We start from the raw sequence: 23,345 nt of genomic DNA, 5'->3' as shown, positions 1-23,345 counted from the left end.
CAGCAGTGAAACGATGCATCGCCGATGGTAGTGTGGGGTTTCCCCATGTGAGAGTAGGTCATCGTCAAGATTAAATTCCGAAACCCCAATTGCGAGAGCAGTTGGGGTTTTGTTTTGTCCGCAGGAAAGTTCTTACAACGCATGGATCCGGCCCAACCGTCGCAAGAGCTGCCATTGGGGAAATTCCTTCTGAAGTGACCGGACAGTTTTTGGTATGGTGCAGCTCGTTTTTCAAGGACTGATGTCATGCCCACGGATCGGCACTCATTTATGTCAAAGAGTTGCTGTAGAAATGCCTGAACCCATCCCGATCAAGGACCACGAAAAAGAGACGCGCCTGGTTAACAAGCGTTTGATCGCCTGTGCCTTATTCGTCTTCGCCGTCAGTTGCGCCCTGGTCGTGCGACTGTACATTCTGCAAGTGGTGGAATTCGACTACCACTCGACCATCTCTGAAAACAACCGCGTCCACGTCTTGCCAATCCCGCCGACGCGCGGCTTGATCTACGACCGTAATGGCGTGTTGCTCGCCGATAACCGCCCCAGTTTCAACCTGACCATCACCCGCGAACGCGCCAACGACGTCAATCAAGAACTGGACGAGGTCATCAATCTCCTGCACCTGCCTGCAGAAGATCGCACAGTCTTCGATAAAGCCATGAAGCAGTCCCGCCACCCGTTTACGCCGGTGACGCTGTTCTATGAGCTGACGGAAGAACAAATCGCTGTATTGGCCGTCAACGAGTTCCGCCTCCCGGGCCTCGATGTCGAGCCGCAGTTCGTCCGCCACTACCCACTCGGCGCGCATTTCGCCCATTCGATCGGCTACGTCGGCCGAATCAACGAAAAGGAATCCAAGAGCCTCGACTCGGTCGAATATCGTGGTACCCAATCCATCGGTAAAACCGGCATCGAGCGTTTCTACGAAGCGCAGTTACACGGCCACGTCGGTTACGAGGAAGTCGAAACCAACGCCCAGGGTCGCGTACTCCGTGTGCTCAAACACACCGATCCGGTGCCTGGTCAGAACATTGTCCTGAGCCTCGACATCAAGCTGCAGGAAGCTGCCGAAGCAGCTCTGGGTGATCGCCGCGGTTCCGTGGTAGCGCTCGATCCGTCGACCGGCGAAGTGTTGGCCATGGTCAGCAATCCCAGCTTCGATCCGAATCTGTTCGTCACTGGCATCAGCTCCAAGGAATACTCGGCACTGCGAGATTCGATCGACCGGCCCCTGTTCAACCGTGTGCTGCGCGGACTCTATGCGCCGGGTTCAACGATCAAGCCAGAAGTGGCTATCGCCGGCCTCGACGCTGGTGTTGTGACGCCGCAGACCCGCGTCTTCGACCCCGGTTACTACCAGCTCCCGGACTTCGATCACAAGTACCGCAACTGGAACCACAGCGGCGACGGTTGGGTAGACATGGACGCGGCGATCATGCGTTCCAATGACACCTATTTCTACGACCTCGCGCATAAGCTCGGGATCGATCGTCTGCACGATTACATGGCGATGTTCGGCCTTGGCGAGAAAGTCTCGCTGGACATGTTTGAAGAGTCGCCCGGTTTGATGCCATCGCAAGCGTGGAAGCGCGCAACGCGCCGCCAGGCCTGGTTCCCGGGCGAAACCGTCATCCTCGGCATCGGCCAAGGCTACATGCAGGTCACGCCGCTACAACTGGCTCAAGCCACGGCGTTGATCGCCAACAAAGGCGTGTGGAATCGTCCACACCTGGCCAAGACCGTCGATGGTGTCGCTCCGGTCGACGAGCATCCGATGCCGAACATCCTGCTCAAGGATCCGCGTGACTGGGAACAGGTCAACCACGGTATGCAGATGGTGATGCACGATGCCCGTGGCATCGCCCGCGCGGCGGCGGCAGGGGCGCAATACCGTATCGCCGGCAAGAGTGGTACGGCGCAAGTGGTGGCAATCAAGCAGGGCGAACGCTACAACCGTGAGAAAACCCTCGAACGCCACCGCGACAACGCCTTGTTCGTTGGTTTCGCCCCGGCCGAGCATCCGAAGATCGCGATTTCGGTGATGATCGAAAACGGCGAGGCCGGTGGTCGTGTCGCAGGCCCTGTAGTGCGGCAGATCATGGACGCCTGGTTACTCGATCAGGATGGCCATCTCAAGCCGCAGTACGCGGCGCCGACCAAAGCGCCCGGTGACCCGCACGTTTAACCTTCAACAGCTCACAGTACCGACTCATGCAAGCTGAGCCGGTACTGTGAACTGTCCCGCAAAGCCTATTTACAGCGGTAACCCTCGGGCATCGTGACGGTGTAATTGCGTTGCACCCGTTCCTCAAAGTTCACGTTTTGCAGGCCTTGCTCCACCAGAAAGGCTTCGACCTTGGCTGACTGGCAATCTTCGTTATAGGACGAAGCGCGAAGCAGGTAGACCGGTCGCTTACTGACTTCATCGCGTGCGGTGGCAATAAAGGTACTAAGCGTGGTGTAACCGGTTCGTTCCGAAGTCCCTATCGCCCCATAGGTGGTGTTTGGTCGACTTGTGCAGGTCAGTCGGTCGTCTTTTTTCTTGCTGTTCTTGCAGACGGTAGAGGTGCTGGTCGGCACTTGCCCATAGTCGGTGGCGGTATAACGGTAAGTCACCTGTCGACTGCCAATATCGAGGCTGACAGTCATTTTTATCGGCGTGTGGTTCTTCGGCAGACTGGCATCGGTATAGACCTCCCGGTAACCCCTGTCTTTCAACGCATTAACCATGTCGCGAAGATAGTAGCGGGCATTAAGTGCGTTTTCGTCACTGCCACCCGCAGAAGTCACCAACACAGTCGCTTTTCGGTCGAAGTGATAGTCCGGATCAGGAGTGGCATTTAGCGTTACGTCCATTTGCGTGGCGCAGCCGCTGATCAACGCTGTCAGTAAAAACAGCGCGCAGAATAAAAACCGGTTCATGGCAAAGCCGCCTTGCAACAAAGGATTGAATAAGAGTTAAACGGTGGGGACTGGCGACAATTAACGTGCGCTCGTACGCAAGGCTCAGTCTTTCTGAAATTCCAGCAGATCGCCTGGCTGGCAATCGAGGGCAGCGCAAAGCTTGTCCAAAGTGGCCATTTTCACGCCCTTGACCTTGCCATTTTTCAGTAATGACAGGTTGGCCTCGGTAATGCCCAGCAGGCTGGCTAACTCTTTTGAGCGAATTTTTTGCGTGGCCATGACAACGTCAAGGCGGACGATAATGGTCATTGTCTTGTTCTATATGTATTGACTTTGCTCATCGCTGAGTACTTTTGCATCGCGCATGATAATTGAAAATAAACAGAGCAATACGCCTTTGACAATCTCGTAGGCAGAAGAGGAAGACAGACCAATCGAGAATTGAAAGATGCGATCCCCAGGTGGCAGATCAATAGACAGTGTCAAACCTTGCAAGGTCTCTACCAGCGGGTAGGCGGCCGGAGACATGATGCACAGAATCCCCACTCGCCACAGCACCTTGATATTACGCTCGGTCCAGGTTTCGCCGCGGGACAAGCGCAGGAAAAACAACCCTGTCAGCCAGAGCACGTAAGTCGAAAGCAGAACGGGCAGGAAATCCAGAACGACGAGCAGCGCCGTGACCCATGTTGAGAGCCATGTGTCGGGGGCAAGCAACGCACCTTCGACAAACGGGTCAAGTAATTGCGGCGAGTTTTCGGCGAAGGCGTAGAGCAAGGCCGCGAGCATTTCATCCGTTTTAAAAAACCAGATCGAAGCGTTGCCACCGACTTCGGTCATCCCTAAAACCCAGACAAGAATCGCTGCCAGTAGTCCGACCCAATGCATGCGCTGCAGTGCCAATCCGTTGTTACGAGTACTCATGAAAAATCCTTGCGGTGTCATTGGGAATGACTAATTCTCGATGTTAAATTATCGGATGGCAATAATAAATTGTTCTTGTTTTGTGAAGGTCGCTCTTGGTATCGGGATGCCGGGGCCAAAGCATCATCTTCAGTTCATTTGCTTTGGGGGGATTTAAATGTCGATAGGCTCTCGAATTCGAAGCAAGTCGAGAGCAAAGGAGGGGCGCGATTTACTCTGTGGCCGCGTGTATCGATGACGGGGGCAGGAATTGATTAGAGCGGGGACACACGCCACAGGCATGCTTCAGTCGCCCGCTCGTATAGGGCTTACTTGATTTCGGTAATGAAGTTTTCCCGCGAGCGGCGAACCTTTTTCAAGTTGACCAGCCAGTCCCCCTCAGTGGCTCTATGGCCAAGCGGTAGAATCACCACGCTACGCAAGTTGCGGGCCGCGAGTCCGAGGATTTCATCGATGGCTGCGGGGTCGAAACCTTCCATCGGTGTGGCATCGACTTCTTCAAACGCCGCGGCGATCAAAGCCGAGCCCAAACCGATATAAGCCTGCCGCGCAGCCGCCTGATAATTAGCTTCTTTGCCACGTCCAGCGACGATGCCCAAGAGCATCTGACGGTAATTCTCCCATCCTTCGTTAACGGTTCCGCGAACTTCGTTAGTCAGGTCAAACATCATGTTGACCCGCTCGGCAGTGATGTCGTCCCACGCGGCAAACACCAACAGATGAGAACAGTCGGTAACCTGCTGCTGATTCCAGCTGACGGCTTTGATCTTTTCGCGAACCTCTGCATTGGTCACGACGAGCAATTCGAAGGGCTGCAGTCCACTTGATGTCGGCGTTAACCGCACCGCTTCCAGAATGCGCTCGATTTTTTCATCGGACACCGTACGGGAAGGGTCGTATTTTTTCGTTGCATAGCGCCATTTCAGCAGGTCTGTCAGTGTGCTCATCATCAAATTCCATAAAGGTGAAAGATGTTCAGGTGGGTCAATAACGACTGGCTGTCGTGCCGAGCCTGGGCTTATGCTAACGATTAAAGCCAACTTGAAGGTCAAGCTCTTTTATGAAAATTGGAGAGGTTTCCAAGCGCACCGGCGTGGCCGCTTCGGCAATACGCTATTACGAGGAGCAGGGTTTACTGGAGCCTTCTACCCGTGACGCCAACGGATATCGCCACTATGTCGAGGCGGCTGTCGCGCGATTGATTCTGGTGCGCGATGCTCAGCGGCTGGGATTTTCTCTCGACACCATTCGCGGTCTGTTCTTGCAGGATGGCAGTTGTTCGAAATCGCTGACCATCGAGCAAATCGATATCCGTATGGATGAGATACGACAGATCGAGGCCAACCTGGCGCTACAGCGGGAGGGTTTGTTGCGGCTACGGCAGGTGCTTGAGGAAAGTTTGCGCAGTGGTGCGCCTGTCGTGTGCGCGAGTGCGCACCGGGCCGAGTCGTATCGGCCTGAGCAGAACATGATCATGCGCAACGCATTGCACGGGCGTTGACCCATATTTGAAATGCGTTCCAATGTGGGCGCGAGCCTGCTCGCGAAAGATCCCTCAATACCGCCGCAATAAATCAGGCCCCAGGCACCGGGCAACTCATGTCACCTTCCTCACACTTCAAATACTGTTTCAGCGACTCAACCCGGACCTTGGTCACGCCGGTCAGGCAACTGCTGTAAACCCACGGATAAACGCTCCCGCCCGTTACCCCGGACGATGAAAACTTGCACTCGGCATCCCTAAACCCGAGCCACGCCCGCTGTGCACTGACCAACAGCTTCTTGCCATCCGGGTTGTCCTTCAAGCGCGCAGTGATCTGCTGATACACCGTGTTCAACTCTTTGTCCGCCGCTTTGAAGTCCTGCCCGGCGCACTGGTTCATCGTCGCCTGATCGCTGGCGTTGGCGCAGTCGACGGCGGCGTGGGCGAGCGGAGTGAACAGGAAAGGTGTCAGGGCCAGAAGCAGGCGTGGGGACATGGGAGTTCTCGCTTTAGATATCAGGAATAGCAGGCATTGTATCGATCAGACTCAACTGCCGCTGTAGCCGCGCAGGCGCATGCAGTCATTGGTCAGTTCGATCTGTTTTTCGGCCACCACGATTCCATCACCCACCCCGGCGCCGACGGCGGCCTCCATGCTTTTATCCGAAGGTGTGCTGTTGTAACTGGCCGTCGCAGACTTGGCTTGGTACTGGCACTCAGCCTTGTCGTGGTCGATCGTGGCCTGGGTTGTACCCGCTCTGCTCCAGTGATCGACAGAAGTGACGCAGGCGCAAAGCGTCAGCGGCAATGTCCACAGGCTGATGAATCGCAAAAACTGCATGGTCTGCTCCGCCACGTGGGGAAATAACTAATCAGTGTAGACACTGCGGTGCACCTTCGATGTCTACCAAATAGCCGCTTGATACAACTTCACATTGGACATGTGGTCATACAGGCCTAGTGTTCAAAACAGGAGGTGACGTATGAAACCAGTACCCAATAGTTTCGAACGCAAGATCACGCTCAAGGCGCCGCGTTCCCATGTCTGGCGTGCATTGGTCGATGCCGAGGCGTTTGGCCAGTGGTTTGGGGTGGCGCTCGAGGGCAGGCGGTTTATTGCCGGCGAATGGACGCAAGGGCAGGTCACGTATCCAGGTTATGAACATGTGTTGTGGAATGTGCTGATCGAGCGGGTCGAGCCACAGCAGCTGTTTTCATTTCGCTGGCATCCGTACGCGGTGAATCCGAAAATCGACTATTCCCAGGAGCCGACCACGCTGGTCAAGTTCGAGTTGCAGGATTACGAGGACGGCACACTGCTCAAGGTTTCCGAGTCGGGTTTCGCGCATATCCCGGATGTTCGCCAGAAAGAAGCCTATTTCATGGACAGCCGTGGCTGGGAAGAGCAGTTGAGCCGGCTCGAACTGTTCCTTGCCGAGAGCGCCAAGGCCCGCGAACGTGACGGTGGCTGACATTTTCGAACCTTGGCTGAAGCGCTGGGCACTGATGCTGGACGGCGCGCCGATCATCACGCCCGGCAGCCGTCTGTTGCCGGTCCGCCTGAACGACACGCCGGCGATGCTCAAGGTGGCGCTGGATGTCGACGAGAAGTACGGCAATCGGCTGATGACCTGGTGGAACGGTGACGGCGCTGCGCGAGTGTTGGCGCATCACGAAGATGGCCTGCTGATGGAACGCGCTATGGGCCGGCGCTCGCTGATGCACATGGCAATAAACGGCGAGGACGACGAGACGAGCCGGATTCTCTGTTCCGCGCTGGCGCGATTGCATGCACCGCGTGAAACGCCACCACCGCCGCTGGTGGAGTTAGGGCCATGGTTTGCGTCGCTGCGCATCGCGGCTGCACAACATGGCGGCCTCTATGCTCTGAGCCTGCAAACCGCCGAAGCCCTGCTCGCCGATCCACGGGAAGTGGTGGTGCTCCACGGCGACATGCATCACGACAATGTGCTGGATTTCCAATCGCGTGGCTGGCTGGCCATCGATCCGAAACGGGTCAAGGGCGAGCGCGGTTTTGATTACGCCAACTTGATTTGCAACCCGGACTTGCCAACGGCCACGGATCCCGCGCGTTTTCGCCGACAGCTGGATGTGATTGTCGAGGCTGCCGGGCTTGATCGCCGCAGACTGCTGCAGTGGGTGCTGGCGTTCGCCGGTTTGTCGGCTGCGTGGTTTCTGGAGGATGACGCGCTGGAGAAAGCCTCAGGGCAGCTGAAAGTCGCACAGATCGCCGCTTCCATGCTCGATGCCTGACACGGCTAAGGGTTTTCGGAAGGGTTGCTATGGCGAATGTCTTACACGCGCTGGTAGCTTTTACGACTATTGCCGATTGGATCCACTGCGTAATCTACACACATCAACTGAGACACAGGGAGTGTTTCAGGATCACGGATGATCGACCATTTGCAAGGATCGCTGCCGACAGGGAGTCGATAATGGTCTTGGGAAAAACCCGCTTCGGCGGGTTTTTTTTCGCCTGTATGTAGGAGCTGCCGCAGGCTGCGATCTTTTGACTTTGGCTTTTAAAAGCAAGATCAAAAGATCGCAGCCTGCGGCAGCTCCTACGTTGGTTTGTGCGTTACGAAGCGATCAACTGGCGCAGGACGTAATGCAAAATCCCGCCCGACTTGAAGTATTCCACCTCGTTCAACGTATCGATCCGGCACAACACCTCGATTTTCTCCTGGCGCCCGTCCTCGCGAGTGATGACCAGCGGCAGGTTCATCCGTGGTGTCAGCTCGACACCGGTCAATCCCTGAATCTCGAAAGTCTCTTTGCCCGTCAGGTTGAGGCTCTTGCGGTTCTGATCAAGCTTGAACTGCAGTGGTAGCACGCCCATGCCCACCAGGTTGGAGCGGTGAATCCGCTCGAAACTCTCGGCGATCACCGCTTTGACGCCCAGCAGGTTGGTGCCCTTCGCCGCCCAGTCACGGCTGGAACCGGTGCCGTATTCCTGCCCGGCAATCACCACCAGCGGCGTGCCCGAAGCCTGATACTTCATCGCCGCGTCGTAGATCGCCAGTTTCTCGCCGGTCGGCATGTAGATCGTGTTGCCACCTTCTTCACCGCCGAGCATTTCATTGCGGATACGGATATTGGCGAAGGTGCCGCGCATCATCACTTCATGATTGCCGCGCCGTGAGCCGTAAGAGTTGAAGTCCCGTGGCTCCACACCTTTTTCGCGCAGATAACGCCCGGCCGGGCTGTCAGCCTTGATGTTGCCGGCAGGGGAGATGTGATCGGTGGTCACCGAGTCGCCGAGCAGGGCCAATACGCGCGCGCCTTTGATGTCGATGATTTCTGGCAACGGCCCGGAAATATCGTCAAAGAACGGCGGGTGCTGGATATAGGTGGAATCGTCCTGCCACACGTAAGTCGCCGCTTGCGGCACCTCGATCGCCTGCCATTGCTCATCACCGGCAAAGACTTCGGCGTATTCCTTGTGGAACATCGCCGTGCTGACCTGATTCACCGCGTCGGCGATTTCCTTACTGGTCGGCCAGATATCGCGCAGGTACACCGGATTGCCCTGCTGATCCTCGCCCAGCGGTTCGCTGCTGATGTCGCTGCGCACGCTGCCTGCCAAAGCGTAGGCGACCACCAGCGGCGGCGAGGCCAGCCAGTTGGTTTTCACCAACGGGTGCACGCGGCCTTCGAAGTTGCGGTTGCCGGACAGCACCGATGCCACGGTCAGATCGGCTTTCTGGATGGCTTTCTCGATCGGTTCCGGCAGCGGTCCGGAGTTGCCGATGCAGGTGGTGCAGCCGTAGCCGACCAGTGAAAACCCGAGCTGATCGAGGTATTGCGTCAATCCCGCAGCCTTGTAGTAGTCGGTGACCACTTTCGAGCCCGGCGCCAGCGAACTCTTCACCCACGGTTTGCGGGTCAGCCCTTTCTCCACGGCTTTTTTCGCCAGCAACCCGGCGGCCATCATCACGCTCGGGTTCGAGGTATTGGTGCAAGAGGTGATCGCGGCAATGACCACGGCGCCGTTTTTCAGGCGATAGGTGTGGCCTTCGTACTCGTATTCGGTTTCGCCGACCAGATCGGCATTGCCCACCGCAACGCCGCCACCGCCTTCACTTTCCAGACGTCCTTCTTCCTTGCTGGTGGGTTTGAATTGCAGGTCGATGAAGTCGCTGAAGGCTTGCGGTACATTCGGCAGGGAGACGCGATCCTGTGGACGTTTCGGTCCGGCCAGACTCGCTTCGACGCTGCCCATGTCCAGCGCGAGGCTGTCGGTGAACACCGGCTCCTGACCGGGCAGACGCCACAAGCCCTGAGCCTTGGTGTAGGCCTCGACCAGTTTCACCACTTCCGGCGGCCGCCCGGACAGGCGCAGATATTCCAAAGTCACGTCATCAACGGGGAAGAAACCGCACGTAGCGCCGTATTCCGGGGCCATGTTGGCGATGGTTGCGCGGTCAGCCAACGGCAGATCGGCGAGGCCATCACCGTAGAACTCGACGAACTTGCCCACCACGCCTTTCTTGCGCAGCATTTGCGTGACGGTCAGCACCAGGTCGGTGGCGGTGATGCCCTCCTTGAGTTTGCCGGTCAGTTTGAAACCGATCACCTCCGGAATCAGCATCGACACCGGTTGCCCGAGCATCGCCGCCTCTGCCTCGATCCCGCCGACACCCCAGCCGAGTACACCGAGACCGTTGATCATGGTGGTGTGCGAGTCGGTGCCGACCAGCGTGTCGGGGAACGCATAAGTTCGGCCGTCTTCATCCTTGGTCCACACGGTGCGACCGAGGTATTCGAGGTTGACCTGGTGGCAGATGCCGGTGCCCGGCGGCACCACGCTGAAATTGTCGAAAGCGCTCTGGCCCCAACGGAGGAACGCATAACGTTCGCCGTTGCGCTGCATTTCGATGTCGACGTTCTGTTCGAAAGCGCTGGCGGTGGCGAACTTGTCGACCATCACCGAGTGGTCGATCACCAGATCCACCGGCGACAACGGATTGATTCGCTGTGGATCGCCGCCGGCCTTGGCCATCGCCGCACGCATGGCGGCAAGGTCGACCACGGCGGGCACGCCGGTAAAATCCTGCATCAGGACGCGGGCAGGGCGGTACTGGATTTCCCGGTCGGAGCGGCGCTCCTTGAGCCACGCGGCAATCGCCTTGAGGTCGGCGCCGGTGACAGTTTTTTCATCTTCCCAGCGCAGCAGGTTTTCCAGCAGGACTTTCAGTGACATCGGCAGCTTGTCGAGGTCGCCCAGGCTTTTGGCGGCATCCGGCAGGCTGAAATAGTGGTAGGTCTTGTCGTCAATTTGCAGGGTTTTTAGCGTTTTCAGGCTATCGAGGGACGGCATTACAATCACTCCTTTGAATCCGCACGGCTACGGATCGGGGGACGAATAGAGCTTTAAACCTAGCCCTGTTTTAGGTAGCTGGCTAATAACTGGACTCTATGAGCGGAACCAAGGTTCCGACATCGGCTATCATGCGCCGGTTTTCGTGACAGGCTTTGCTGCAACGCAAGGCCTGGACATCGCGCAGCGGCCGAATGAACGCCCGCTGCCCAGGAGTAAGAATGAACACCCTATTCATGCATTGCCGGCCAGGCTTCGAAGGCGAAGTCTGTTCGGAGATTTCCGACCTCGCCGCGCAACTCAATGTAGCTGGCTACGCGAAGGCCAAAGCGGCCACGGCGTGCGCCGAGTTTGTCTGCACCGAAGAAGACGGCGCCGAGCGCCTGATGCGCGGTCAGCGTTTCGCTGAATTGATCTTCCCGCGCCAATGGGCGCGCGGGGTGTTCATCGATCTGCCGGAAAACGATCGCATCAGCGTGATCCTTGCGCACATGGCTGATTTCCCGGTGTGCGGCAGCCTGTGGCTGGAAGTCGTTGACACCAACGACGGCAAGGAACTGTCGAACTTCTGCAAGAAGTTCGAAGGCCCGTTGCGCAAGGCGCTGACCGGCGCCGGCAAACTGGTGGATGACGCGAATAAACCGCGTCTGCTACTGACCTTCAAGAGCGGTCGTGAAGTGTTTCTCGGCATGGCCGATGCCGGTAATTCGGCGATGTGGCCGATGGGCATTCCGCGTCTGAAGTTCCCACGTGAGGCGCCGAGCCGTTCGACGCTGAAGCTGGAAGAGGCGTGGCACCACTTCATTCCGCGTGATCAGTGGGAAGATCGTCTGCACAGCGACATGACCGGTGTCGACCTCGGCGCCGCGCCGGGCGGCTGGACCTGGCAACTGGTCAACCGCGGCATGCTGGTGACCGCCATCGACAACGGCCCGATGGCTGAAAGCCTGATGGACACTGGTCTGGTGCAGCACTTGATGGCGGACGGTTTTACCTTCAAGCCCAAGCAACCGGTGGACTGGATGGTCTGCGACATCGTCGAGAAACCGGCGCGAAACGCCGCGATGCTTGAAGAGTGGATCGGCGCGGGGCATTGCCGCGAGGCGGTGGTCAACCTGAAGTTGCCGATGAAGCAGCGTTACGCCGAGGTGAAGCGCTTGCTTGAGCGCATTGCCGATGGTTTCAAGGCGCGCGGGATCAAGGTCGATATCGGCTGCAAGCAGCTGTATCACGACCGCGAAGAGGTGACGTGCCACCTGCGTCGTCACGACATCAAAAAAACCAAATCCCGCTGAAACAACACAAAACCCAGTAGGAGCTGCCGCAGGCTGCGATCTTTTGATCTTGAAAGGCAAAAATCGCAGCCTTCGGCAGCTCCTACATAGGGTGCGGCGTAACGCCACAGATGACCGAACACCCGGCAATGCGCGACAATGCCGGCCAGTTTCAGGAGTGAATCATGAGTGAAATGATCGATACCCCGGTCGACGGCACCCTCGACGCCACCGGCCTCAATTGCCCGGAGCCAGTGATGATGCTGCACCAGCACATTCGAGACCTGGTACCAGGCGGCCTGCTCAAGGTGATCGCCACTGACCCCTCGACCCGTCGCGACATTCCCAAGTTCTGCGTGTTTCTCGATCATGAACTGGTAGGCCAGCACGAAGAGGCCGGGACTTATCTGTACTGGATTCGCAAAAAATCCTGATCAAAGACAAAAAAAGACCTGCAAATGCAGGTCTTTTTTTATGGGCGATCAACCCGCCGAGCGGCTGATCCGAATACGCTTGCGTGCACTGCGCGTCAGGCGGATCGACAGCATCAATGCCGCACAGCTCAGGCCAACGATCAAACCCTGCCACAAGCCGCTAGGGCCGCGTGGCTCGCCGAGCCAGTCGGTCAGGCCGAGGGCATAGCCCACCGGCAAACCAATGCCCCAATAAGCGAACAGCGTCAGGATCATCGTCACCCGAGTGTCCTGATAACCACGCAGCGCGCCGGCAGCGGTCACCTGGATGGCGTCGGAAAACTGGAACAGCGCCGAATACACAATCAGCATCGCCGCGATGTGAATCACTGTCGGGTCAGCGGTGTAGATCGCCGCAATCGGCTCGCGCAGCAACAGCATCATGCTCGCCGACAGGCAGGCGTAAGCCAGTGCGGTACCCATGCCGACGCCAGCGGCAAAACGCGCCTCGCGAGGTTCTTCGCGACCCAATGCCTGACCGACACGCACGGTCACCGCCATGCCCAACGAGTAGGGAATCATGAACACCAGCGAGCTGACGTTCAGCGCAATCTGGTGCCCGGCCACCACCGTGGCGCCGAGGCTGCCGATCAACAGGGCGATCACGGCAAAAATGCTCGACTCGGCAAACACGGCGATGCCGATCGGCAAACCAATCGCCAGCAATCGCTTGATCACTGCCCATTGCGGCCAGTCGAAACGGCTGAAGATTTCGCTCGAACGATAGGCCGGCGCCCAGCGCTCATAACCGGCCAGCCCCAGCGCCATCACCCACATCACAATCGCCGTGGCCCAGCCGCAGCCAACGCCGCCCATCGCCGGCACGCCGAAGTGGCCATAGATGAAGATGTAGTTCAGCGGAATGTTCAGCGCCAGACCGCACAGACCCAGTACCATCGCGGGACGCGTGCGGCCGATGCCGTCACTGGTGCAGCGCAACACGTGATAGAACGCCACCGCCGGCAGGCCGCTGGCGATGCCGTGCAGGTATTGCATGCACGGACCGATCAGCTCGGGATCGACCTTCATCAGATGCAGCACCGGCTCGGCGGCCACCAGCATCGCCGTTGCGATCAGTCCGACCACCAGCGCCAGCCACAACGCCTGACGTACAAGCGGGCCGATTTCGCCGTGGGTACCGGCACCGAAGCGCTGGGCAACTTTCGGCGTGGTTGCCAGCAGGGTGCCGGTCATCAGCAGAAACACTGGCACCCAGATCGAGTTGCCCAGCGCCACCGCCGCCAGGTCCTTCGGCCCGACGCGCCCGGCCATCACTGCATCGACGAAGCCCATGGCCGTGGTCGCCAACTGCGCGATGATGATCGGCAGCGCGAGGGCCAGCAGGTTTTTGAACTCCAGACGAATCCGCGCGGGGCGGGTCAGGGAGACGGCGACAGGTTGGTCAGATACAGAATTCACAGGCAAAGCGTCCACAGAGGTTGATGCGCGAGGCGCCGCATTCTACGCCGCTGACGTTACAGTCAGGAAAAATCCTCTGTTGCGGATTTGTAAGCGCAAAGCCTGCTGGCCCGGCGACCGATCTGCACCTAAACTGCCGATCCGCCAAAGGAGCCCGCCATGCTGATTGTTGCCGACGAAAATATCCCGCTGCTCGATGCCTTTTTTGCCGGTTTCGGCGAGATCCGCCGGGTGCCAGGCCGTTCCATCGACCGTGCGACGGTCGAGCAGGCTGACGTATTGCTGGTGCGCTCGGTGACCAACGTCAACCGCGCGTTGCTGGAAGGTAGCAAGGTGCGCTTTGTCGGCACCTGCACCATCGGCACGGATCATCTGGATCTCGATTACTTCAATGAGGCCGGCATTACCTGGTCGAGTGCGCCCGGCTGCAACGCCCGAGGCGTGGTCGATTACGTGTTGGGCAGTCTGATGACGCTCGCCGAAATCGAGGGCGTCGATCTCACTCAGCGAACCTACGGTGTTGTCGGTGCCGGTGAAGTGGGGGGACGGCTGATCAAGGTCCTGAAGGGCCTGGGCTGGAACGTCAAAGTCTGCGACCCGCCACGGCAGGCCGCCGAGGGCGGTGATTACGTCAGCCTCGAGCAAATCATTGAGCAGTGCGACGTGATCAGTCTGCACACACCGCTGACTCGAAGCGGCGACGGCGCGACCTGGCATCTGTTTGATCAGCAACGTTTGCAGCAGCTCAAACCCGGCGCATGGCTGATCAACGCGGCCCGTGGTCCAGTGGTGGATAACCTTGCCCTGCGCGAAGTGTTGCTGGAGCGTGAAGACCTGCAAGCCGTTCTCGATGTCTGGGAGGCCGAGCCCGAGGTTGATGTGGCGCTGGCCGAACTCTGCGTATTGGCCACCCCGCACATTGCCGGTTATAGCCTTGATGGCAAACAGCGCGGAACGGCGCAGATCTATCAGGCTTACTGCACATTCCTCGGTCAAGCGGCGAGCATTCAGCTCAGTGATCTGTTGCCGGCACCTTGGTTGTCGGAAGTTTCCCTGCACGCTGACAGCGATCCCGCTTGGGCGCTGGCGATGTTGTGCCGTGGGGTGTACGACCCGCGCCGCGATGACGCGGAATTTCGCCGCAGCCTGGTAGGCAATGTCGGCGAGCAGCGGGCGGCGTTCGACGTGTTGCGCAAGCAGTATCCGGTGCGCCGCGAGATTGAAGGGCTGAAGGTGCGGATTGAAGGGGCGTCGCCGGCGTTGGCGAGGATTGTGGCGGCGCTCGGCGCGGTGGCTGTCTAGCAACCGAGGTGGCTTCATCGCTGGCAAGCCAGCTCCCACAAGATTTTCGTCGTACTCAAAATCCGAGTACACCCGCGAAACTTGTGGGAGCTGGCTTGCCAGCGATGGCTTCAACACAAAGCTCAACTGTTCAGACAGAAAAAACCCGGCCAAAGGGGCCGGGTCAGGAAGACGGTGGCTATATCACTTTTGTTCGGCAGGCTTGACCAATCGCTTCTCCAGCTCGCTGCACGCTTGCTGGATCATGTCTTCAGTGATCGGTATTTCACGCCCATCCTTATCCAGTATCGAGCAACCCAGAGATTGGCCGGGCTTGGTGCGGATCACTTCAATCTTGTCATCGCTGCTGTGTTGCAAGGACATGGCCTGTCTCCTCATCAGGTTGTGTACCCAGATTAAAACCGCCACGTGACCAGGCTGTGACAGCGCCTTCGATCCGTCATGAGCGGCCATTCCAGTCCAACAGAAATGACCGTTCGTCTCAACCGCGACGTTAGACCGATAGCAACTATGGCCTAGTCTTTGGGGGCATATTTAACCTGACTCATTGTGATTTACAGAGTTCCACCCCAAAGAAGGTTTACGCTAGCCCTTTCATCAACACGGATGCGTACCTGAATGACCCCGAAGCTTTCTTCAAGGCACCGGCGCGCCCTGCGTCTGACCTCTCGATTTCTGGCCCCTTACCGCTGGCAAGTCATCGGTGCGCTGCTGGCGTTGATTGTCACTGCTGCCGTCACGTTGTCGATGGGGCAGGGCATCAAGTTACTGGTCGACCGCGGCTTCATGACCCAGTCGCCGCATCAACTCAATCAGAGCATTGGCATTTTCATGTTGATGGTGCTGGGCTTGGCCGTCGGTACGTTCGCGCGGTTTTACTGGGTGTCGTGGATCGGCGAGCGCTGCGTTGCCGACATCCGTCGCGAGGTGTTCAATCATCTGGTCTATCTGCATCCAGGCTTTTACGAGAACAACCGCAGTTCGGAGATCCAGTCGCGGCTGACCGCTGACACGACGCTGCTGCAGTCGGTGATCGGTTCGTCGCTTTCAATGTTCCTGCGCAACCTGCTGATGGTCATTGGTGGTGTCATTCTGTTGTTCGTGACCAACGCGAAACTCACCAGCATCGTAGTCATCGCCTTGCCGTTCGTGGTGGCACCGATCCTGATTTTCGGCCGCCGGGTGCGCAATCTTTCGAGGCTGAGTCAGGACCGGGTCGCCGATATCGGCAGCTATGTGTCGGAAACCCTCGGCCAGATCAAAACCGTCCAGGCCTACAACCATCAGGTGCAGGACGAGCGACGTTTTGCGACGACGGTCGAGGACGCGTTCGACACGGCGCGCAAACGCATCTTTCAGCGCTCCTGGATGATCACCATGGTGATCGTGCTGGTGCTCGGTGCGGTGGCGGTGATGTTGTGGGTCGGTGGCATGGACGTGATCGCCGGTCGCATCACTGGAGGCGAACTGGCGGCGTTTGTTTTCTACAGCCTGATCGTCGGCAGTGCGATCGGCACCTTGAGTGAGGTGATCGGCGAACTGCAACGTGCGGCAGGTGCCGCCGAGCGGATCGCTGAATTGCTGGGTTCGGAAAATATCATCCAGCCGCCCGCCACCGGGCTTTTGACCTTGCCGGAGCGCGTCCGGGGTGAACTGCAATTACAGGACGTACGTTTTTCCTATCCGTCGCGTCCTGAAAGCTATGCCGTCAACGGTTTGAACCTGACCATCCGGGCCGGTGAGACGCTGGCGCTGGTGGGGCCGTCCGGTGCCGGCAAATCCACGGTGTATGACTTGCTGCTGCGCTTTTATGATCCGCTGGAAGGGCGGATCCTGATTGACGGTGTGCCGCTGACCAGCCTCGATCCGCTTGACCTGCGCCGCCACTTCGCACTGGTGTCACAATCGCCGGCGCTGTTTTTCGGCAGCGTTGAAGAGAACATTCGGTACGGCAATCCGGGGGCGACACTGGAGCAAGTCATGGACGCGGCAAAAATTGCGCACGCTCACGACTTCATCGAGAAAATGCCCAACGGTTACCAGACTCATCTCGGCGATGGTGGCCTTGGTCTTTCCGGTGGCCAGCGTCAGCGTCTGGCGATCGCCCGGGCGTTGCTGGTCGACGCGCCGATCCTGCTGTTGGACGAAGCTACCAGCGCTCTCGATGCGCAAAGCGAACACCTGATTCAGGAAGCGCTGCCGAGCCTGATGCAGAACCGCACCACGCTGGTGATCGCGCATCGACTGGCCACGGTGAAAAACGCTGACCGGATTGCGGTGATGGATCAGGGCAAGCTTGTGGCTATTGGTACTCATCAGGAGTTGATTGCCAGCAATCCGTTGTATGCGCGATTGGCGGCGTTGCAGTTCAATGATGGCAAGAGCGCTCCAACGAACCCTGTCACCGACCCCGCCATTCACTGAGTAACCGCTCAGGTTGTGCCCATAAAAAATGCCCGTATCTCGCAATACGGGCATTTTTTGTTACTCGGCGTCAGCCGCGTGATCACTGATCGTCAAAGTACCGCTCATGCCAGTCCACCAGTGGCTGTGGCGAGTTGAGCTTCTGGCCGTAGATCACCGAGTACGACAATACGTTCTGCACGTACTGACGGGTTTCATCGAACGGGATGCTTTCCACCCAGACGTCGAAACTCAAGTGATCGGCGCCGCGCAGCCATTGGCGTACGCGACCGGGACCTGCGTTGTAGGCGGCGGAGGCGAGGACGCGGTTGCCGTTGAACTGACTGTGCACCTGGCTCAGGTAAGCGGCGCCGAGCTGGATGTTCTTGTCCGGATCCAGCACTTGCTGCGGCGAGGCCAGCGGGATGCTGAACTTGCGCGCGGTTTCCTTGGCGGTGCCGGGCATCAGTTGCATCAGACCGCTGGCGCCGACGCCGGAGCGGGCGTCGTCCATGAAGGCGCTTTCCTGGCGGGTGATGGCAAACACCCAGCTCGAATGCAGGCCGCGCACCTTGGCTTCACGCACGAGAGTTTCGCGGTGGGCCATCGGGAAGCGGATATCCAGATCGTCCCAGTACTGCGCCTGACTGATGGTACGGATCGCCGGGAAATACCATTTCAAGTCGTAAGCGAGTTTCGCCTGGGCAACCATTTCATCGCGGTTGAAATGGCGGCTGACGTGATACCACTCGCGACGACCGTCGACGATTTGCCCACGGGCATGGAATTCCAGCGCACGACGTACGCCCGGCGTGTTGCGCACCTTGTTGATCAGCGCCTGACTGAGGACCAATGGCTTGTTGTTCAGCGAATAGGGCGATTGCGAACGGTCGGCGGCGAGGAAACCATAAAAGTCGCGCTCGCGGGCGAGGTTTTTGTACAGCGTCTGCGCTTCCGGATTCTGCGGCTGGGCCAGTTCCAGACTGCGCGCCTGCCAGTAGCGCCAGCGGTTGGTAGTGGCCAGATCCTGCGGCAAACGGCGGGTCAACTGATAGGCGTCGTCCCAGCGCGCCAGACGCAGCAACAGGCGCAGACGCCATTCCGAGACAGTGTTATCGCGCAGTTCCGGGTCGTATTTGGTCATCACATCCAGCGCGCGGCTGTCGAAACGCCGAGCGAGGGTCAGGCCGATCTCCCGGGCGATCGCAACTTTTTCATCGCGGGAGAAATGCATGCTGCTGGCGTAACCGTCGAGCAGGGCCATGGCCTTGTCCGGGTCCTGACGGGCCAAGCGGCGCAGACCGAGGCTGACCACGTCGGACATCGGCTCGTCGGCCGGGGTGAAACGCGACGGCTGATTGAGCAGCTCGGGTTTCTGCGCGACATCGACCAGCAAACGACCGCGCGGGGCGAGGGTGGTCAAGCCGTTGACCAGGCTGTTGGCCAGTGGATAGTTGCGGGCCTGAGCAGCGAGTTTGGTGCGCTCCCAGCGTTTCTGCTCGGTGAGCTGGCCTTCAGCGGCCCAGATGCCGAACAGGGCGTCGCACGCGGCGGGCTGCGATTTGCCGGTCAGCCAGAGTTTTTCGGCGTTGGCATAGCCTTCGGCCTTGTGACCGCTGCTGATCTGGTACTGCGCGTTGAGGCAGTCCAGTTCAGTGAAATTGAGTTTCGGGTCGTAATACTTGACGAAGGTCGCCCAGTCGCCACGGTCGGCGAGCCAGCGCAACCAGCGCAGTTTCATCCAGTTGGCCTGGGGCAGGTCACCGTGTTCGGCGAGGAATTTCTCGATTTCCGCGTTGCTCGCGGTTTTCAGGCGCGCGGTCAGTTCGTCGTAGGCCAGATACGGTTCCAGCGGGTAATCGGCCAGCGCCTGGCTGTAGCGCAAGTACGGGCCGGTATCGCCCTTGGCCAACGCGCGCTTGGCTTCATCGTAATACTGGCGTTGGGTGGACAGGTCCACCGCCTGGGCGGATTGAGCGGCAGCGGCGGTAAGTAGCAAACAGGACAAAACACTGAAAAGGCGACTGCGCATGAGACATCCGGGCAGAGAAATCATGACAAGTGCCGACACGAATCAGCACTGAATTGTCTGTAGCTTAGCCTTTTGCCAGCAAGCGGCGAAAGCTTTGCCGGCCTCGCAGCACAAGTTCGCAACAAATGTTGTGCAGAGTGCTTCGACAGACAAATTGCCGGCCTGCTGAAGACCTAACTCAGGTAGAATGCGCGCCCGGTTTTTGGAGAAGCTCATGACCCTGCTCAAATTCAGCGATGTGTCCCTTGCGTTCGGCGCTATGCCGTTGTTGGACAAGGTGTCCTGGCAGATCGCCCGTGGTGAGCGGGTGTGCATCATCGGCCGCAACGGCACTGGCAAGTCCAGCATGATGAAACTGGTCAAGGGCGACCAGAAGCCCGATGAAGGCTCGGTGTGGCGTGCCCCCGGTCTGAAAATCGGCGAATTGCCGCAAGAACTGCCGGTGGCCGACGATCGGACAGTGTTCGACGTTGTCGCTGAAGGCCTTGATGGCGTGGGCGCGTTGCTCGCCGAATACCATCACCTCGCGCAGAACTGCGTCACTGAAGAAGACCTGAACAAGCTGATGCACGTTCAGCAAGACCTCGAAGCCCGTGATGGCTGGCGTTTGCAGACTCTGGTCGAAAGCACCTTGAGCCGTCTGCAACTGCCGGCGGACAAGACCCTCGCCCAGTTGTCCGGCGGCTGGCGTCGTCGCGTGCTGCTGGCGCAGGCACTGGTGTCCGAGCCGGATCTGCTGTTGCTCGACGAACCGACCAACCACCTGGACATCGGTGCGATTGCCTGGCTCGAAGAAGCGCTGAAAGATTTCCAGGGCGCCGTGCTGTTCATCACGCACGACCGTTCCTTCCTGCAAAACCTCGCCACGCGCATCCTCGAACTGGATCGCGGCGGCCTGATCGACTGGAACGGCGACTACGCCAGTTTCCTCGTGCACAAAGAAGCCGCGCTGGCCGCCGAAGAGACCGCCAACGCGCTCTTCGACAAGAAACTGGCCCAGGAAGAAGTCTGGATCCGCCAGGGCATCAAGGCCCGCCGCACCCGTAACGAAGGCCGCGTGCGCGCCCTGAAAGCGTTGCGCGTCGAGCGTAGCGAGCGTCGTGAACGCACGGGCAAGGCCAATATTCAGTTGGACACTGCCGACAAGTCCGGCAAGCAGGTGATGGTGCTCGAGAACGTGAGTTTCGCTCACCCGGGCGGCCCGTTCCTGATCAAGGATTTCTCGATGGTCCTGACACGCGGCGACCGTATTGGTCTGCTCGGCGCCAACGGTACCGGCAAGACCACGTTGCTTAAACTGATGCTCAGCGGTCTGCAGCCGACCAGCGGCAAAGTGGAAGAGGGCACGCGGATCGACGTGGCGTACTTCGACCAGTTGCGTCATCAGCTGGATCTGGAAAAAACCGTGATCGACAACGTCGCCGAAGGCCGCGACTTTATCGATATCGACGGCCAGAGCCGTCACGTGCTGAGCTACCTCGGCGACTTCCTGTTCAGCCCGCAGCGTGCCCGCACGCCGGTCAAGGCGCTGTCGGGTGGTGAGCGTGCGCGTCTGTTGCTGGCAAAACTGTTCAGCAAACCGGCGAACCTGCTGGTCCTCGACGAACCGACCAACGACCTCGACGTGGAAACCCTTGAGTTGCTTGAAGAAGTGCTGCTGACTTTCAACGGCACCGTGCTGATGGTCAGTCACGACCGGGCATTCCTCGACAACGTGGTCACCAGCACTCTGGTTTTCGAAGGTGAAGGCAAGGTGCGTGAATACGTCGGTGGCTATCAGGACTGGATCCGTCAGGGTGGTTCGCCGCGCCTGCTGGGCGTGACTGAAAGCAAATCGGGCAAGGCTGATCTGAACTCCGCTGTAGTGACCGCTGAGCCTGCTGTGGTCGCAACGCCAGCCGCTGCTGCTCCGGCTGCCAAGAAGAAGTTGAGCTACAAGCTGCAACGCGAGCTGGAAGCGTTGCCAGGTGACATCGATGCCAAGGAACAGCAGATTGCTACCGTGGAAGCTGAAATGGCTGAAGCCGGTTTCTATCAGCGTCCTGCGGCTGAAACGGCCAAGGTGATTGCTTCGCTGGAGCAGTTGCAGGCTGAGCTGGATGCGTTGCTGGAGCGTTGGGCCGAGCTGGATGCCTGATTGATCCTGTAACAAAAAAGCCCGGCCTCATTTGCGTGAGGCCGGGCTTTTTGTAGGCGTTGCCGAAGGGTTAGCGTTTGATCAGGTGTACGGCCAATACATCGCAAGGTGCGCCGTGCAGTACGTCGTTGGCGGTCGAGCCGAGCAACAATGCCAGACCATGACGACCATGGCTGCCGACCACAATCAGATCGCACGTGTTTTCCTTGGCGAAATGATGGATTTCCTGGCGAGGCTGGCCATAGGTCAGGTGGCAGTTGGCACCTTCAAGTTCTGCATATTTTGCTTTCAAGCGCTCCAGGCGTTCCTTGGCCTGATCGAACTGCTGTTGTTGCAGTTGTGACAGATCCATCGGCACGTCGCCGCCGAACGCCATGGCCATCGGTTCGACGATATGCACCAGCGACAGCTTGGCGCCATTGCTCACCGACAGCTCTCGGGCGCGGTGAATCACAGGGTCGCACTCTTCAGTCAGATCTACGGCGACCAGGATGTGGTGGTAGGGCATGAGGTGCTCCTCGTGAGGTTTCAATATTGTTAAGTATGGCTGGTTTCAAGCGCATTGGTTCCAAAGTGACACAATGCGCTCACCAAGAATTGGGAATAGAGATATGACGGTCTGGTTGGTGGTGTCAATCCTGCTGGTGGTTTTAAGTCCTCTGGCGTGGTTGCGCCCATCGCGCGCGCAAAGCGGTCGTATCGCCCTGCGCATGGAGGCGCGACGCATCGGTTTGGCCATGCAGCTGGCGCCCCAGGAATGGCCGCACTGGCTGGCGCAAGAGCCGCCGAATCCGTGTGCGCAGTATCATCGCCCACGTCGCAGCAAGCAGCCTGTCTGTTGGACTTACTGGCAGAAATCGCCGGGTGTATGGGTCAATCAGTGGCAGGAAGTCTGTGAAGATCGTGCGCTGCTCAATCATTTCGAAAAGTTGCCGGGCAACGTTTTCAAAGTCGAGGCAGACAAGCAGATGATCGCCTTGTACTGGGGCGAAAAGGGCGAAGCCACGGTTTTACAGGATATCGACGCCACTCTGAAAGCGCTGGCGTGATGCGCGGACTTTTCCCACTGCAACGGTGGGGAAGGTCCGGCAGACGCGCAATAAAAAGCCCGACATGATTCATCGGGCGGGGTTGGCCAGGCAGGCCGGAAACCTTTTTTGATGTTGAGATGTGGCTTGGAGCGCTCAGCGCATCTACCTGTAGTCCCCAGCGTAGCCCTTTAAACAAGGGCTGCGGCTAATTAGGGCGACTTTTCTAACTATTGATTCTATGAATGGCTTTACATGCAGACGCGTGTTGCGGGTCTTCGTCTTACAGAAATGACCGCAAAGTCGCATTTCAACCCGTATTTTGGGCGATTGACAATTGTCGGAAATTCCGTGAAGGTGACGTACCCAAATCAAACGGGCGTATGAATTGAGCGTTTGTCTTACAGACTGCTCCTACAGAATCCCGACTATCGCGTTGGCGGGTGTGCCGGGTGGATTGGCGTTAGCATCGACGAAAAAGCGTCTTGCCAAGCCATTCGCCTGCGTCCGACGTGTACTGTTCAGCTTCCATATCGTGGAGATCAGTTGATGATTTACGAAGGTAAAGCCATCACGGTTAAAGCTCTTGAAAGTGTCATCGTCGAATTGAAATTCGACCTCAAGG

General features: G+C 58.4%; 22 protein-coding genes. 11 read left to right on the top strand and 11 right to left on the bottom strand.

All coding sequences use genetic code 11. The features are described 5' to 3' along the window. Window positions 1-292: 292 nt before the first annotated feature. Window positions 293-2,185, top strand: a complete 1,893-nt coding sequence (gene mrdA / locus ACIF4X_RS27430; RefSeq protein ID WP_277758640.1) for a penicillin-binding protein 2 — start codon at window positions 293-295, stop codon at window positions 2,183-2,185. A 65-nt stretch (window positions 2,186-2,250) separates the two neighbouring features. Here mrdA and ACIF4X_RS27425 read toward each other — a convergent pair whose 3' ends face one another. The 4 genes from ACIF4X_RS27425 to ACIF4X_RS27410 all read right to left on the bottom strand — a co-directional run bounded on the left by ACIF4X_RS27425 (window position 2,251) and on the right by ACIF4X_RS27410 (window position 4,775). Continuing rightward, window positions 2,251-2,922 (bottom strand): hypothetical protein, encoded by a 672-nt coding sequence (locus tag ACIF4X_RS27425; RefSeq protein WP_397484473.1) that lies wholly within the window; start codon window positions 2,920-2,922, stop codon window positions 2,251-2,253. 84 nt (window positions 2,923-3,006) lie between these two features. Then, complete coding sequence (locus ACIF4X_RS27420; protein ID WP_016983714.1) at window positions 3,007-3,213, bottom strand: helix-turn-helix transcriptional regulator; 207 nt, start codon at window positions 3,211-3,213, stop codon at window positions 3,007-3,009. A 9-nt stretch (window positions 3,214-3,222) separates the two neighbouring features. Next, entirely contained in the window at window positions 3,223-3,828 is a 606-nt protein-coding gene (locus ACIF4X_RS27415) for a hypothetical protein (RefSeq protein WP_397484472.1), read from the bottom strand. A 308-nt stretch (window positions 3,829-4,136) separates the two neighbouring features. Then, complete coding sequence (locus ACIF4X_RS27410; RefSeq protein WP_110720545.1) at window positions 4,137-4,775, bottom strand: NAD(P)H-dependent oxidoreductase; 639 nt, start codon at window positions 4,773-4,775, stop codon at window positions 4,137-4,139. A 113-nt stretch (window positions 4,776-4,888) separates the two neighbouring features. Here ACIF4X_RS27410 and ACIF4X_RS27405 point away from each other — a divergent pair, with 113 nt between their 5' ends. Continuing rightward, on the top strand, window positions 4,889-5,329 hold the full coding sequence (locus ACIF4X_RS27405; protein WP_397484471.1) for a MerR family transcriptional regulator: 441 nt from the start codon (window positions 4,889-4,891) through the stop codon (window positions 5,327-5,329). A 73-nt stretch (window positions 5,330-5,402) separates the two neighbouring features. Here ACIF4X_RS27405 and ACIF4X_RS27400 read toward each other — a convergent pair whose 3' ends face one another. Beyond that, window positions 5,403-5,807: a lysozyme inhibitor LprI family protein gene (locus ACIF4X_RS27400; RefSeq protein ID WP_397484470.1), complete on the bottom strand. Its 405-nt coding sequence runs from the start codon at window positions 5,805-5,807 to the stop codon at window positions 5,403-5,405. Between the two features lie 51 nt (window positions 5,808-5,858). Continuing rightward, window positions 5,859-6,152: a hypothetical protein gene (locus ACIF4X_RS27395; protein WP_397484469.1), complete on the bottom strand. Its 294-nt coding sequence runs from the start codon at window positions 6,150-6,152 to the stop codon at window positions 5,859-5,861. Between the two features lie 142 nt (window positions 6,153-6,294). Between ACIF4X_RS27395 and ACIF4X_RS27390 the strand changes: the two genes are divergently transcribed. Then, complete coding sequence (locus tag ACIF4X_RS27390; protein ID WP_034156451.1) at window positions 6,295-6,783, top strand: SRPBCC family protein; 489 nt, start codon at window positions 6,295-6,297, stop codon at window positions 6,781-6,783. A gap of 1 nt (window position 6,784) precedes the next feature. After that, a complete protein-coding gene (locus ACIF4X_RS27385) occupies window positions 6,785-7,585 on the top strand; it encodes an aminoglycoside phosphotransferase family protein (RefSeq protein ID WP_397484475.1) in 801 nt (266 codons plus the stop codon). 325 nt (window positions 7,586-7,910) lie between these two features. Here the strand turns inward: ACIF4X_RS27385 and acnA are convergent, their stop codons facing one another. Continuing rightward, window positions 7,911-10,652 (bottom strand): aconitate hydratase AcnA, encoded by a 2,742-nt coding sequence (gene acnA, locus ACIF4X_RS27380; RefSeq protein WP_397484468.1) that lies wholly within the window; start codon window positions 10,650-10,652, stop codon window positions 7,911-7,913. 221 nt (window positions 10,653-10,873) lie between these two features. Between acnA and rlmM the strand changes: the two genes are divergently transcribed. After that, window positions 10,874-11,947, top strand: a complete 1,074-nt coding sequence (gene rlmM / locus ACIF4X_RS27375) for a 23S rRNA (cytidine(2498)-2'-O)-methyltransferase RlmM (RefSeq protein WP_397484467.1) — start codon at window positions 10,874-10,876, stop codon at window positions 11,945-11,947. Window positions 11,948-12,111: 164 nt separating this feature from the next. Continuing rightward, window positions 12,112-12,360 (top strand): sulfurtransferase TusA, encoded by a 249-nt coding sequence (tusA, locus tag ACIF4X_RS27370; RefSeq protein WP_008089007.1) that lies wholly within the window; start codon window positions 12,112-12,114, stop codon window positions 12,358-12,360. A gap of 48 nt (window positions 12,361-12,408) precedes the next feature. On the opposite strand, the gene ACIF4X_RS27365 is transcribed toward tusA, so the two are convergent. Continuing rightward, window positions 12,409-13,818: an MATE family efflux transporter gene (locus ACIF4X_RS27365; RefSeq protein ID WP_397484466.1), complete on the bottom strand. Its 1,410-nt coding sequence runs from the start codon at window positions 13,816-13,818 to the stop codon at window positions 12,409-12,411. Between the two features lie 159 nt (window positions 13,819-13,977). On the opposite strand from ACIF4X_RS27365, the gene pdxB reads away from it, so the two are divergent. After that, the gene (pdxB, locus tag ACIF4X_RS27360) at window positions 13,978-15,120 is read left to right on the top strand and encodes a 4-phosphoerythronate dehydrogenase PdxB (RefSeq protein WP_397484465.1); all 1,143 of its coding nucleotides are present in this window, start codon (window positions 13,978-13,980) and stop codon (window positions 15,118-15,120) included. Between the two features lie 183 nt (window positions 15,121-15,303). On the opposite strand, the gene ACIF4X_RS27355 is transcribed toward pdxB, so the two are convergent. Further along, window positions 15,304-15,483 carry a PA1571 family protein gene (locus ACIF4X_RS27355; protein ID WP_397484464.1) on the bottom strand — a complete coding sequence of 60 codons (180 nt, stop codon included), beginning with the start codon at window positions 15,481-15,483 and terminating at the stop codon, window positions 15,304-15,306. Between the two features lie 255 nt (window positions 15,484-15,738). On the opposite strand from ACIF4X_RS27355, the gene ACIF4X_RS27350 reads away from it, so the two are divergent. Further along, window positions 15,739-17,544, top strand: coding sequence for an ABC transporter transmembrane domain-containing protein (locus tag ACIF4X_RS27350; RefSeq protein ID WP_397484463.1), 1,806 nt, complete (start codon window positions 15,739-15,741; stop codon window positions 17,542-17,544). Between the two features lie 82 nt (window positions 17,545-17,626). Here ACIF4X_RS27350 and ACIF4X_RS27345 read toward each other — a convergent pair whose 3' ends face one another. Further along, a complete protein-coding gene (locus tag ACIF4X_RS27345) occupies window positions 17,627-19,555 on the bottom strand; it encodes a transglycosylase SLT domain-containing protein (protein ID WP_397484462.1) in 1,929 nt (642 codons plus the stop codon). Between the two features lie 214 nt (window positions 19,556-19,769). On the opposite strand from ACIF4X_RS27345, the gene ACIF4X_RS27340 reads away from it, so the two are divergent. Further along, on the top strand, window positions 19,770-21,692 hold the full coding sequence (locus tag ACIF4X_RS27340; RefSeq protein WP_397484461.1) for an ATP-binding cassette domain-containing protein: 1,923 nt from the start codon (window positions 19,770-19,772) through the stop codon (window positions 21,690-21,692). 70 nt (window positions 21,693-21,762) lie between these two features. Here the strand turns inward: ACIF4X_RS27340 and ACIF4X_RS27335 are convergent, their stop codons facing one another. Then, on the bottom strand, window positions 21,763-22,200 hold the full coding sequence (locus tag ACIF4X_RS27335) for a universal stress protein (protein WP_102902233.1): 438 nt from the start codon (window positions 22,198-22,200) through the stop codon (window positions 21,763-21,765). 103 nt (window positions 22,201-22,303) lie between these two features. On the opposite strand from ACIF4X_RS27335, the gene ACIF4X_RS27330 reads away from it, so the two are divergent. Continuing rightward, window positions 22,304-22,741 carry a hypothetical protein gene (locus ACIF4X_RS27330; protein ID WP_007910461.1) on the top strand — a complete coding sequence of 146 codons (438 nt, stop codon included), beginning with the start codon at window positions 22,304-22,306 and terminating at the stop codon, window positions 22,739-22,741. Between the two features lie 528 nt (window positions 22,742-23,269). After that, window positions 23,270-23,345, top strand: a 76-nt coding sequence (locus ACIF4X_RS27325) for a hypothetical protein (protein WP_397484474.1), incomplete at its 3' end; no start/stop codon positions are given.

Source organism: Pseudomonas sp. NPDC085632, assembly GCF_044541255.1.
Taxonomy (GTDB): domain Bacteria; phylum Pseudomonadota; class Gammaproteobacteria; order Pseudomonadales; family Pseudomonadaceae; genus Aquipseudomonas.
The sequence above is the reverse complement of the archived record's forward strand: the minus strand, read 5'-3'. Positions and strand labels throughout refer to the sequence as shown.